Raw genomic sequence first — 11,468 nt, 5'->3', positions numbered from 1 at the left:
ATCCGGGGGTCCGAGCCGGTCACGACCGGGGACAGGGCATTCCGACTCGCCGTCGGCGAGGACGGCTCACGGCTGCGTGGTCAGTGCCGGATTTGCACCGGCTTCCCCCTGAACGGGCATGATGACGACCCGCCCACTCTACCGGGCGCCCCCGAAGCCGATTCGATGCCGTGTTCGGGGACCGTAAACGAGTGGCATGCGCATGTCCCGGCACAGGACGATGGCGTCCATGAACGATCGACCCGAGCGCTGGACCCAGGCGACCGTCTACCCCGACATGTGGGTGGACCCGGACGACGACCCCCGCAGTGAGGAGGGCGCGAGTCCGGAGGGCGAGCTCGCGACGCTCACCCAGTACCTGGACGACTACCGGCTGACCATGAGGATGAAGTGCGAGGGCCTGGACCCGGAGCAGCTGGCCCGCCGCTCCGTCCCGCCCTCGACGCTCTCCCTGCTCGGCCTCCTCCGCCACCTCGCCGAGGACGAACGGGACTGGCGCAACTGGATCAGCGACGGCGACCCCCTCCCGAAGCTGTACGGGAAGCGCGACGCGGACTTCGACGGGGCCGTCGCCGACCGGGCCGTGATCGACACCGCCTACGCGGACCTGGAGCGCGAGCAGGCCGCGACCGACGCCGCCCTCGCCGCCCACCCGGACCTCGGCGAGCGGCTCGGCCGTGACCGCGTCTCGGTCCGGGAGCTGCTGGTGCACCGCATCGAGGAGTACGCCCGCCACTGCGGCCAGGCGGACCTGCTGCGCGAGTGCATCGACGGCCGCGTGGGCCAGTAGCACCGGCCGTTCGGGGAGCGTTCCGGAGGCGTGGTCACACCGCGATGTACGCCACCGGCTCGCTCCCCGCCACCGCCTCCGCCCGTCCGAGCTTCACCAGCCGCCGCAGATGCGCCTCCGCCTCCGAGACCGCGATGTTCCGCGAGCCGTGCGGAATCCGCTCCCAGGGCCGGTTCCACTCCATCCGCTCGGCCAGCTGCCACGGCGTCAGCGGCTCGGCCAGCAGCCCGAGCAGCCCGGACAGCCGCTCCTCGTGGTGGTCCAGCAACTCCCGTACCCGCCCCGCCGCGTCGGTGAAGGCGTACTGGTGGGCGGGGAGCACCTCGGCCGCCCCGAGCCTGCCGATCCGCTCCAGCGAGTCGAGGTAGTCGCCGAGGGGGTCGGTGACCGTGGCGTCGTCCGGGTCCTCGTACAGCCCGATGTGCGGGCTGATCCCCGGCAGCAGATGGTCCCCGGAGAAGAGCCGCCCCCGCCCCGGCAGGTTCCCCGGGTGCTCCTCCTCCAGATGCAGGCAGACGTGGCCCGGCGTGTGCCCCGGCGTCCAGATCGCCCGCAGGCTGCGCCCCGCCAGGTCCAGCAGCTCGCCCGGCACGATCTCCCGGTCCGGCACGGCGGCCCGCAGCCCCGGCAGCGTACGCATCCGCTCCCCGGCGGCCGCCGCCTCCCGCAACGGCGCGAGATGCTCCTCGGGCGCGCCGACCGCGCTGAGCTTGGCCACGAGATACGTCATCCACGTGCCGGGCCGGGAGGCCCGGGTGCGGCGCACGATCGCGGTGTCCGCCGCGTGCATGGCGATCCACGCCCCGGACGCCTCCCGCACCCGCCCGGAGAGCCCGTGGTGGTCCGGGTGGTGATGGGTGATGACCACGCCGTGGATACCGGAAACCGCCGTCCCGACCGCCTCCAGCCCGGCGACGAGGGTGTCCCACGCCTCCGGGTCGTCCCAGCCGGTGTCGATCAGCACCGGACCGCGGCCGGTCTCCAGGACGTGCACGAGCGTATGGCCCAGCGGGTTGTCGGGGATCGGCACCTTGATGCTGTGCACGCCCCCGCCGTGGTCGGTCACCTGCGTCACGCGGTCCCCCATCTCTCCCGGCGGGCCGCGGCGAACCGCCCGCCCCACCGCCTGTCGGGCCCAACGCCCCTACTGTAACGAGAACTTGTTCCAGTAGTAGCCCCGGTCGACCAACCGCTGTCCGGGCGCGCGGCCGTGGACTCCTGGAACTGGAACTGGTATCAGTTCTGACGAGTAATCAGTTCAGGTGTCGGTGTGTGAGAGGCGGCAGGCCATGACCGAGCTAGTCGAACACGGAAAGCTGTTCATCGGCGGTGAGTTGGTCGATCCGCTGGGCCGGGACGTGATCGAGGTCGTCTCGCCCCACACCGAGCAGGTCATCGGCCGGGTGCCGCACGCCTCCGAGGCGGACGTGGACCGGGCCGTCGCCGCCGCGCGCCGGGCCTTCGACGAGGGGCCGTGGTCCCGGACGAGCCTGGACGAGCGGATCGCGGTGGTGGCCCGGATCAAGGACGCGTTCACCGCCCGGTACGAGGAGTTCGCCCGGGTCATCAGCGCGCAGAACGGCACCCCGTACACGTCGAGCGTCATGGTGCAGGCGCTCGCCGCGATGATGGTGTGGGACTCGGCGCTCACCGTCGCCCGCGACTTCCCGTACGAGGAGCGGCGGGCCGGGGCGCTCGGGCCGCTGCTGGTGCGCCGGGAGCCGGTCGGGGTGGTCGCGGCCGTGGTGCCGTGGAACGTCCCGCAGTTCACCGCCGCCGCCAAGCTCGCGCCCGCGCTGCTGGCCGGCTGCTCCGCCGTGCTCAAGGTCTCCCCGGAGACCCCGCTGGACGCCTATCTGCTGGCGGAGATCGTCGCCGAGGCGGGGCTGCCGGAAGGGGTGCTGTCGATCCTGCCCGCCGACCGGGAGGTCAGCGAGTACCTGGTCGGGCACCCGGGCGTGGACAAGGTGTCGTTCACCGGGTCGGTGGCCGCCGGGCGCCGGGTGATGGAGGTCGCCTCCCGCAACCTCACCCGGGTCACCCTCGAACTGGGCGGCAAGTCCGCCGCCGTGATCCTGCCCGACGCCGATCTGGACACGGCCGTCGCGGGCATCGTCCCGTTCGCCTGGATGATCAACGGCCAGGCCTGCGTGGCCCAGACCCGCATCCTCGTACCGCGTTCCCGCTACGACGAGACGGCCGAGGCGTTCGCGGCCGCGGCGGGCGCGCTGAAGGTCGGCGACCCGCTCGACCCCGCCACCGAACTGGGCCCGCTGGTCGCCCGCCGCCAGCAGCAGCGCTCCCTCGACTACATCCGGACCGGGCAGGACGAGGGCGCCAAGATCCTCACCGGCGGCGGCCGCCCGGCCTCCCAGGAGCGCGGCTGGTACGTCGAGCCGACCCTCTTCGGCGACGTCGACAACTCCATGCGCATCGCCCGCGAGGAGATCTTCGGACCGGTCATCTGCCTGCTGCCGTACGGCGACGAGGACGAGGCGGTCAGGATCGCCAACGACTCCGAGTACGGCCTGAGCGGCAGCGTCTGGACCGCCGACACCGAGCACGGCATCGACATCGCCCGCCGGGTCAGGACCGGCACGTACAGCGTGAACACCTTCAGCCTCGACATGCTCGGCCCGTTCGGCGGGTACAAGAACTCCGGCCTGGGCCGGGAGTTCGGCCCCGAGGGGTACGGCGAGTTCTTCGAGCACAAGATGATCCACCTGCCGGCCGGATACGGGGAGGCGTGATGGGGGACCGCTGGTCCGTGGAGGTCGACCGGGGCGTCTGCATCGGCTCCGGCATGTGCCTGAACCACGCCCCGGGCCGCTTCGCCCTGGACACCGCCCGCCAGTCCCACCCGGTGGACGCGGAGACCGACGCCGACGAGAAGGTCCTCACGGCCGCCGAGGGCTGCCCGGTCGAGGCGATCACGATCACCCTGACCGGCTCGGACGAGGTGGTGTTCCCGCCGGAGGAGTAAGGGCTGTCAGCTCGTGCCCGAGCGGGCGAGCCGGAAGCCCACGTCGTCGACGCGGAAGGTGGGGTGGCTGCGGCGGCGGGCGGAGGCGCGGCAGCTCCAGTGCTCGTCGAACCAGCCGCCGCCGCGCAGCACCCGGTAGCCGCCGTACACCTCGGCGTCGTAGACGTCCCAGCACCAGTCCCAGACGTTGCCGAGTGTGTCGTGCAGGCCCCACGCGTTGGGCTGCTTGCCGCCCACCTCGTGGACGCGGTCGTCGGCGTTGTCCCGGTACCAGGCGACCGCGTCCAGCTCGCCGTGGCGCGGACCGGTCGTACCGGCGCGGCAGGCGTGCTCCCACTCGGCCTCGGTGGGCAGCCGGTAGCCGTCGGAGCCCTCGTCCCACTCGACGCGCTCCTCGGAGTCGTCGTCGGGCAGGCGGTACGCGGGCGCCAGGCCCTCGCGCAGCGACAGCGCGTTGCAGAACCGCACCGCGTCCCACCAGGACACGGACTCGACCGGCAGCCGGTCCCCGCGCGCGGCACCCGGCCGGTCCCCGGTGATCCGCGCGTACAGCGCCCGGGTGACGGGCACGGACGCGAGCCGGTACGGGGCCAGCTCGACCGCCCAACTCCGCTGCGTCCGCCGGTCCGACAGTGTCACCGTCCCCGGCGGAATGTCGACCAGTCCGGTTCCCTCACCCGTATGCGTCCCCATGGCCGGGAGCCTAATACTTGCCCCGTAATGACCCTCGGTGCATCGGGACGGTGGTCTCTCGCCGGCGGGACCGGATGCCCGGTCACGCTTTGTGGATTCGGGAGTGCAGATGCATGTCGTGCCAGCCGTCCGCGTGGAGCAGCGCCTGGCGTCGTACGCCTTCCAGGGCGAAGCCTGTCTTCTCCGCGATACGGCAGGATGCGACGTTTACCGTTGAGTGGCCGAGTTCGAGTCGGTTGAAGCCGGCTTCTTCCAGTGCCCAGCTCGCCACTCGGGCCACTGCCCGGGAGCAGACACCCCTGCCACGGGCCTCCGGAGTGGTCCAGTAGGAGATCTCGGCCTGGCCTCCGGCCATGATGATGGACTGGAGGGCGACCCGTCCGAGAAGCGCGGTGCTGCTGGCATCGGCCACAGCCCAGTGGCAGGCGGTCTCAGTCTCCCAGCCACATCGCCAATGCTTGATCCACTCTCGCGCTTCGTCTTCGGAGTCCGCCCTGCGCAGGTGCCAGCGTTGGATCGCCCGGTCCTGGAAAGCCCGGGTGACGGCGGCTGCATCGGATGGCAGCCAAGGCCGCAGCAGCAAGTCGTCGTCGATCGGCAGCGTCGGCTGGGCAGAGGCGTTGAGGATGCCAGGGGACATGACCGGAGTGACCAGGGAAGGCATGGCCGACATCATGGCAAGTCCGGCTTTCGTGGCCGACGCCGTCGATCACCGTGAGCAGGTCGTCGGTGCCGAGGATCGTGTCGATGTGGAAGCGGAGTCCGGGTCGGCTGGTGGGCATTTGAAGGACGCTGCGCCGAACGTCAGAGGGTCCGGATATCGCTGGGTGGGCATGGTCGGCCCAGTGGGGACTCAGCACCTGCGGTGCGGTTGAGGTGTCGCCTGTGTTCCACATCCGGGAGTACCGCTGAACGACCTGGTGTGAGTCGTGGCTGTGCGCGTTCACCGGGTGCACCTTCCGCTGCGGCGGCCGACAGCTTGCGACAGGAGCCGCAAGACCACGCGGGTGTGTGTCTGCCCGTTCCCTCAAGACGTCCATCTCGAACCGTCAACCCCCTGCCGGTGAGGGTGAGATCGTGCAGGCGGGCGACGCCGAGCATGGTGTGATGGGCGCCGCCGCCTTTGAGCAGGCAGTCACGAAGGATCTCCAGGCCTTCATACGGGCGAGGACATGCTCGACGTGGGCGGGCGCGGGTCTGCTTGTGCGAGCGGTTGTGTTCATTCTTCCCCTCGGGCAATTCCTCGCCCGGGGTGCGGCGGTGGGGTATGAGGAGCCCGGTGCCGGGATAGCCGCTGCCGGTGATGGTCAGGGTCGTGCCCGGGCAACCGCAACGACTGCAGGGCGTGGGCGCAGTCCGGAGTAGAGGCCGCCGTGCAGGAGCCGCCCTCCCCGGCGGTCCTTTCAGCCCTGGGCAGTCCCCGCGTCGGCTTCGACTCGAAGTTCATTGCGGGACAAGCCTTAACTGCTGTCCATGCCGCCGCCCTTCGAGGAAAAAGAGGCGGACGCTCGGACGGCGTCCCGGATCGCGCGCGGGGCATGGTCATGAATAGTAATCAGATCAACAATGCATTCTCCGTACATTCACTCTAGTCGAGGAAGATCGTTGATCGCTCGGCAAGTGGGTAGGGTGACGCGGTGTCGCCCCGTGCGGGAAGAACACTTTGCGGTCGGGTGATACGGACAATGTCGAAAGGGATGTGAATCCGATGAGGAAAACCGTGCTGGCCGGAATGGTCGCCGGGCTGTGTATGACGGCGACCACGGTCGTTGCGGGTGGGGTGCAGGCGATGGCCGACTCCAAGGACTGCCCCGACGGCTACGTATGCGTATGGGGAGACAGCAACTACGAGGGGCGTTTCATCTTCGTGCCGGGAACCAGTCGGGAGAATGTCGGTTCCCAGATGAACGATCTGACGACTTCGCTGTGGAACCGCACGGATTCCACGATCTGCTTCTACGACGACGCAGGTTACGGCGGCGCTCTCCTCGCGAGGGTGGCGCCGGGTGACTCGCGCCCCAATCTCGAACGGGGCGCGAACGACAGGATCAGCTCCTGGCGGGCCTGCTGACGTGTGAAATGCTCCGCTGAATCGGGGGTGCATTTCTTCTTCCGTGCGGGATTCTGCCCGGCATTTCCTGGAAGGACGCAAGCCCCTGCCGATGCGGGGTTCGCCGTGCCGGCTCCTGCTCAGGAGCGAAGCGCGATGGGAAGTGGTCGTCGAGGAACCGGGCGGGCGCGGGTTCGGCCCGTACCGGAACGCCTCCGGTACGGGCCGAACCCGCGTTCCCGTGCTGCTGGGGTCAGCTCAGTGCCTGGAAGCCCAGCCAGCCCGTGGCGCCCACGACGACTCCGCTGCCCGAGGTGTTCGGGTGGAAGCGGAGCAGGTCGTCGCTCCCGGTCGCCCAGAGACCGGCCCCGGAGTCTCCGGCGGCACCCGGGGCGGCCGCGATCAGCGGCCGGTCGGCAGATGCCCAGCCGGTGCCGAGCACCACGGAGGCCGCCTCGTCACCGAGCCCCTGTCCGGAGTCTCCGGTGCCTTCGAAGAGGCGCAGCTGGCCGGTGTTCCTGTCACGGGCGACGAGGTCCACGTACCCGTTCCCGGTGCGGTCTCCCGGTGCGACGAGGTCGTAGTCGGCCCAGGGTCCCTCGCCGAGCAGGACCGGGTCCCGTTCTGCGTCGAGGTAGAGGGAGGCGGAGCCGAAGTAGAGCCAGAGCCGGTCGCCCTCCTTGACCAGGAGGTCGGGGAAGCCGGGAGCGTCCGCCGTGCCGTCGCCGTCGTAGTCCGGCGGTCCGTCCACGTCACCGATCGCGAGGATCTGGTCCGCCGCCGCCCAGTGGTTGTTCCTCTCGTCGAACACTTCGAGCTTCTGCGCGTCGTACTGGCAGGGCGGCGACTGCTCGTCGGCCTGTTCGCCGCGTTCTGAGCAGGCGAAGCCCGATCCGTTGTTGGGGAACAGGTACAGAGACTTCCCCCCGCTGTCGGGAAGCGCGGCGATCAGGTCCTCGTAGCCGTCTCCCGTCCAGTCGCCGCGATGGGTGAGGGAGGCCCCGCTGAAGTCGCGGCTTCCGCCCGTGGCGGCGGCTCCGACGCGGCCGTCCCCCTCGCCCGCGTAGAACGCCAGTCCGCCGTCGGCGCGTACGCCGTAGAGGTCGGCGATTCCGTCGCCGTCGAGGTCGCCGGGCTCGTCCGGGGCGGTGGAGCTGTTCGCGTAGAAGAGGTATCGGGTGAGGTCCGAGCGGTTACCGGCGGCGTCGAGGCTGCGTACGCTGAGTGTGTGCGGGCCCGCCGAAGGCGGCGTGAGCGTGATCTCGCCGTCCTTTCTTCCGTCACCGTCCACGTCGGCGGTGGGCACGACGGAGCGGACGGTGGGGTCCCAGTCGGTCCAGTACTGGTACGACGCCACGTCGTCGACACCGCCGTCGCCGAGGACGAAGGTTCCGGGCTTCCGGGCCTGACCGGTCTCCTTCGGCCAGCCGTCCGACCCGTCGGGGAACTCGGTCGACTTGACGCCCGGCGGTGAGCTCGGACGGTCGGGGTCGAAGACGAACCGGCAGCCGGGCCCGTCGGCGTCCGGTGCCCAGGCGGACCGGGCCGTACCGTTCTCCGCCCGGACCCGCCAGGAGAAGTTGCCGTCGGCGGCGGTGAGGTACTGCCGCAGCGTCTCCTTCGGCACTCTGAGTGAGGCCACCGTCCCGGAAGTCGCCGGGACCTCGGTACTGACGATCAGGGCTCCGGCGGGGTCGTCGTCGGGGTGATGGCCCGTGGCCCACAGGTCGAACCGGGCGTTCAGTGTGCCCCCGTCGGGGGCGCTGACCCCGGCGTGGAGCGTCATGTCCGTGTTGCCGAGGGAGACGAAAGGGGCCGAGGTCCGGCAACCGCCCGAGCTGGGAGCGGTGTCCAGCCCGGTCGGGGCGTCGGGCGCGGTCGCGGGGGACTGGCCGACCCCTGGCGCCCTCCTGCCCCGTGAGCTGTCGGATGCCTCCGCGTGCTGCGGCAGGGCGAGGGCGAGCGCCAGCGCGAAGGCAAGCGGAGCCGTCACACCCTTCATGTTTATTTGTCCGGTTCTCCCTCTGGGAGCATGCATGGAGTGAAACCCCTTTCCGGCCTGGTCGATATGCACACTAGAGCGTGTGGAAAGTGTGAGGAATGTGGATGCATGATGTCGATCATCCCTATCCGGGCCGGGGGTGTATGGCTTGAAAGTGCCCATCGAGTGTGCGTTTCGCGCTGAAAAAGAAGGATAAAGGTGTCTATTTATTCCTCTGTATCTGGCGTGTAAGCGTCGATGCTTCGCCGCGTCCCGATGTGAACAATGCGAGGGGCAGCGCGCCCGGTCGGCCGCCGGTGATCCGCTGCGTACCCCGGTCCGACAGCGGCACCGTTCCCGGCGGAATGTTGACCGGTTCGGTTCCCTCACCCGTATGCGTCCCCATGACCGGGGGCCTAACCCTGGGCTTTCACGAGCCAGCCTCTCCGGGGCCTGATCGAGCGGATGGGTAGCGGCTCGGACCTGCAACGATGGGCGTGCCCGTCCGTCCGCTGTATAAGCGCTGGCCGCGGGTGCGGGCTGTGCGGGACGCTGGGTACATGCCTCGACGTCTCATGTTCATGCAGTGAAGTCTGGTCATGACACCGACCGTGGTCCCTCGTGGATCGGGTGGGTGGACTTCTCCAAGACGTGGAGCACCGCGCATTTTCAGGGAAGGGCATTGCGCCGGGCGGGCGGGATGTTCGACGCGAACTTCTACGAAACGCAGACCAATGAGGAGTTCTGGGTCTTCGGACCGAAGCGGGACCGCTCCGACACCCGCTATGGCCCGTCCAACCCGGAAGTCGAACCGGATGCCGTTGAGACCTATCACGCGTTCCTGGATGGCGCGGCCCTGCCAGGGCGGGAGAAGGGCTGACCCGGGCTCCCCGTGAGTGGCGAGGGCGGCGCCGGGTGATCGCGCGCCAACCTCGAACGACGGGATCAGCTCCTGAGAGCCTGCTCACGCGTGACCGCTCCTCTGGATCGGGAGCGGTTTGCGTACTACCAGTCCCGCCAGGCACTCACGGTCCAGAAGACCGCGAAGCCCGTCCACACGATGGCGAAGCCCCAGGCCACGGGGTGGCCGCCGAACAGCGCCATGGAGCCGAGCCAGCCGACCCCGATGGCCACGAACAGCATGCCGAAGTTGGGGAAGGCGAAGAGGCCGGAGAGTCGCCCGCTCAGCAATGCCCATGCGCCGCCCGCCAGGATCAGGCAGCCCAGTGCGAGCCATGGGAGAACCGATTGCTGCGCGGAGGGCGGGTAGGAGTCGCTGTGGCCGCGAACCCTCAGCTCCACGACGTCCTCCTGCCAGAGACGGACTTCGGCGTGGTCACCCTTCCCGGCGTCGTCGTACGTCGCCGACGCCACACCCAACCAGGTGGTGTCCCCCGGTCGTTGGACCTTCAGTTCGTAGTACGTCGTACAGGTCGTGCCACCGCTTCCTCCGCCTGCGGTGGTCACTCCGCCAACCGTTGCTCCGCCGGCGCCACCGGCGGTGTTCATACCGCCCCCGGCCGTGATGCCTCCGGTGACGATGCCTCCCGTCGTGCCGCCGCTCGTGCTGTTGGACGTGCAGTGCTCACTTGTTCGCCGGTCGAGCACCGTGCCCGCCTCACGCCGCACGCACGGTTCTCCCTCGTCCCCGTCCCCGCTCCGGTCCCCGCCCTGGCAGACCGGTGCGTCGCGGTACTCCATGGTCGCTCCGAAGCCTTCGGCGACCTGCTGACCGCAGAGCAGGACCCCCCACCCGGCCGCGAGGACGAGCAGCCCCCGTAACCAGTGGGGCAGCCGCCCGCGGTACCAAACGTTGCCGTACCCCCTTGTTTTCACCCAGCGGTAATCCCCGTTCGGCTGAGTTCTCATGCGCCGGCCCCGCCACGGAGCGTCATGCAAGAGCCGAAACGGACGGGTTGGAATGCCGACCCGCCACTGTCGGAGTGCCGGACGTCGAGCGCCCCAATTCGCGTGCGGTGGTTGATCGGATCGGGGGAGACTGCGCGGATGAGTTCCTCGGTTCCCCTCTCTCTGACGCCTCAGGCGCGGGCTCTTGGTCATGTCGCGAAGCTGGCGGCGGGCCCGCCGCTGGACCCGGCGTTGCGGGTGACCCTCAACTTTCACCCGGACCGGCTGGTGCGGGGCAGGTCGGTCCTGGATGTCATGGCCGAGGACGGGGTCTACCGCTCGCAGTTCGTCACGGGGGTCAGCAACGGCGGGCTGACCGCGCATCCCGGTGGTGACCGGTGGCGTTGGGAGAGCCGGATCTTCGGCGGGGCCTACGACGAGGAGCCCGCCCACGAGCGGCCCGTGTACGGGGCGCTGGACTTCCGCCGCAAACTCGTCGGCGCCGCACCGAGGTTCGGCTCCGCCCATTTCCGGCTGGCGGCCGGGGCGCTGACGCGGACCACGTTCTGCTACCCCGACAGCTTCCTCGAACCCTCGGACTTCGGTGACGCCGCCCGCATGGGGCTCATCGACCTCGCCCTCGCCGACCGGCAGGACGACCTGGACGACTACATCGAGGCGCAGGTGCACGGGCCCGTACGGCCGGACCGTCATGTGGAGGCGCTGGTCCTGGACCCCTGCTACCGGGGTGGGGCCGTCGAGGAGGCGGCCTCGCGCCTGGGCTGCCCGGTGGAGTGGCACCCCGGCTTCCGGCTCACGGTCGAGGAGCTTCGCCGCCACCCCGGCTACCGGGGTCAGGAGTACGTCGACCTGGGTGTACGACTCGCGGTCGACGGCGTACTCGATCCGCTCGTGATCGGGAACGCGGCGCGGGACGGTCACCACGACCCCCAGGCCGTCAAGAAGGTGTGGCACTACGTCGCGCGGTTCGGGGCGCCCGGAAGCGGGGGGTGACGCCGGTCAAGGGGCGTGGCCGGTGTGCCGCGCCCCCTCCGGTGCACCCTTGTCGGTGCTGGGCACCATGATGGGGAGTCGAGGGGCGTCGGAACGACAGGGGGAGACG

General features: G+C 70.0%; 12 protein-coding genes, 1 pseudogene and 1 riboswitch. Of the genes and pseudogenes, 7 read left to right on the top strand and 6 right to left on the bottom strand.

Annotated elements, in window-relative coordinates:
• Nucleotides 1-34: 34 nt before the first annotated feature.
• Nucleotides 35-110: riboswitch (cobalamin riboswitch) on the bottom strand.
• Between the two features lie 110 nt (nt 111-220).
• Complete coding sequence (locus tag ACIQGQ_RS04210) at nt 221-790, top strand: DUF664 domain-containing protein (RefSeq protein WP_402391938.1); 570 nt, start codon at nt 221-223, stop codon at nt 788-790.
• Between the two features lie 34 nt (nt 791-824).
• On the opposite strand, the gene ACIQGQ_RS04205 is transcribed toward ACIQGQ_RS04210, so the two are convergent.
• Nucleotides 825-1,877, bottom strand: coding sequence for an MBL fold metallo-hydrolase (locus ACIQGQ_RS04205; protein WP_402390430.1), 1,053 nt, complete (start codon nt 1,875-1,877; stop codon nt 825-827).
• 202 nt (nt 1,878-2,079) lie between these two features.
• Between ACIQGQ_RS04205 and ACIQGQ_RS04200 the strand changes: the two genes are divergently transcribed.
• Together ACIQGQ_RS04200 and ACIQGQ_RS04195 are read left to right on the top strand one after the other, a co-directional pair.
• Nucleotides 2,080-3,540: an aldehyde dehydrogenase gene (locus tag ACIQGQ_RS04200; protein WP_402390428.1), complete on the top strand. Its 1,461-nt coding sequence runs from the start codon at nt 2,080-2,082 to the stop codon at nt 3,538-3,540.
• Nucleotides 3,540-3,773: a ferredoxin gene (locus tag ACIQGQ_RS04195; RefSeq protein WP_352279406.1), complete on the top strand. Its 234-nt coding sequence runs from the start codon at nt 3,540-3,542 to the stop codon at nt 3,771-3,773. The genes ACIQGQ_RS04200 and ACIQGQ_RS04195 overlap by 1 nt, the downstream gene beginning before the upstream one ends.
• A 6-nt stretch (nt 3,774-3,779) precedes the next feature.
• On the opposite strand, the gene ACIQGQ_RS04190 is transcribed toward ACIQGQ_RS04195, so the two are convergent.
• Nucleotides 3,780-4,466 (bottom strand): formylglycine-generating enzyme family protein, encoded by a 687-nt coding sequence (locus ACIQGQ_RS04190; RefSeq protein ID WP_402390426.1) that lies wholly within the window; start codon nt 4,464-4,466, stop codon nt 3,780-3,782.
• A gap of 82 nt (nt 4,467-4,548) precedes the next feature.
• Nucleotides 4,549-5,106: a GNAT family N-acetyltransferase gene (locus ACIQGQ_RS04185; RefSeq protein ID WP_402390423.1), complete on the bottom strand. Its 558-nt coding sequence runs from the start codon at nt 5,104-5,106 to the stop codon at nt 4,549-4,551.
• Here ACIQGQ_RS04185 and ACIQGQ_RS04180 point away from each other — a divergent pair.
• A complete protein-coding gene (locus ACIQGQ_RS04180) occupies nt 5,105-5,341 on the top strand; it encodes a hypothetical protein (RefSeq protein WP_402390420.1) in 237 nt (78 codons plus the stop codon). The two genes, ACIQGQ_RS04185 and ACIQGQ_RS04180, sit on opposite strands and share 2 nt — an antisense overlap.
• Nucleotides 5,342-5,525: 184 nt before the next feature.
• On the opposite strand, the pseudogene ACIQGQ_RS04175 reads toward ACIQGQ_RS04180, so the two are convergent.
• A pseudogene (locus ACIQGQ_RS04175) lies at nt 5,526-5,786 on the bottom strand (transposase family protein); the annotation flags it as partial.
• Between the two features lie 388 nt (nt 5,787-6,174).
• Here ACIQGQ_RS04175 and ACIQGQ_RS04170 point away from each other — a divergent pair.
• The gene (locus ACIQGQ_RS04170; protein WP_402390417.1) at nt 6,175-6,537 is read left to right on the top strand and encodes a peptidase inhibitor family I36 protein; all 363 of its coding nucleotides are present in this window, start codon (nt 6,175-6,177) and stop codon (nt 6,535-6,537) included.
• Between the two features lie 232 nt (nt 6,538-6,769).
• Here ACIQGQ_RS04170 and ACIQGQ_RS04165 read toward each other — a convergent pair whose 3' ends face one another.
• Nucleotides 6,770-8,509, bottom strand: a complete 1,740-nt coding sequence (locus ACIQGQ_RS04165; RefSeq protein ID WP_402390414.1) for an FG-GAP repeat domain-containing protein — start codon at nt 8,507-8,509, stop codon at nt 6,770-6,772.
• A 622-nt stretch (nt 8,510-9,131) separates the two neighbouring features.
• Between ACIQGQ_RS04165 and ACIQGQ_RS04160 the strand changes: the two genes are divergently transcribed.
• Nucleotides 9,132-9,377: a hypothetical protein gene (locus tag ACIQGQ_RS04160; protein ID WP_402390411.1), complete on the top strand. Its 246-nt coding sequence runs from the start codon at nt 9,132-9,134 to the stop codon at nt 9,375-9,377.
• A gap of 125 nt (nt 9,378-9,502) precedes the next feature.
• Here ACIQGQ_RS04160 and ACIQGQ_RS04155 read toward each other — a convergent pair whose 3' ends face one another.
• Nucleotides 9,503-10,333: a hypothetical protein gene (locus ACIQGQ_RS04155; RefSeq protein ID WP_402390409.1), complete on the bottom strand. Its 831-nt coding sequence runs from the start codon at nt 10,331-10,333 to the stop codon at nt 9,503-9,505.
• 171 nt (nt 10,334-10,504) lie between these two features.
• Here ACIQGQ_RS04155 and ACIQGQ_RS04150 point away from each other — a divergent pair, with 171 nt between their 5' ends.
• The gene (locus ACIQGQ_RS04150; protein WP_402390406.1) at nt 10,505-11,359 is read left to right on the top strand and encodes a DUF3626 domain-containing protein; all 855 of its coding nucleotides are present in this window, start codon (nt 10,505-10,507) and stop codon (nt 11,357-11,359) included.
• Nucleotides 11,360-11,468 lie beyond the last annotated feature (109 nt).

It is taken from the genome of Streptomyces sp. NPDC092952, from assembly GCF_044754785.1.
Lineage (GTDB): Bacteria > Actinomycetota > Actinomycetes > Streptomycetales > Streptomycetaceae > Streptomyces.
Note: the sequence above shows the minus strand (reverse complement) of the source record. Positions and strands in the feature narration are given on the sequence as shown.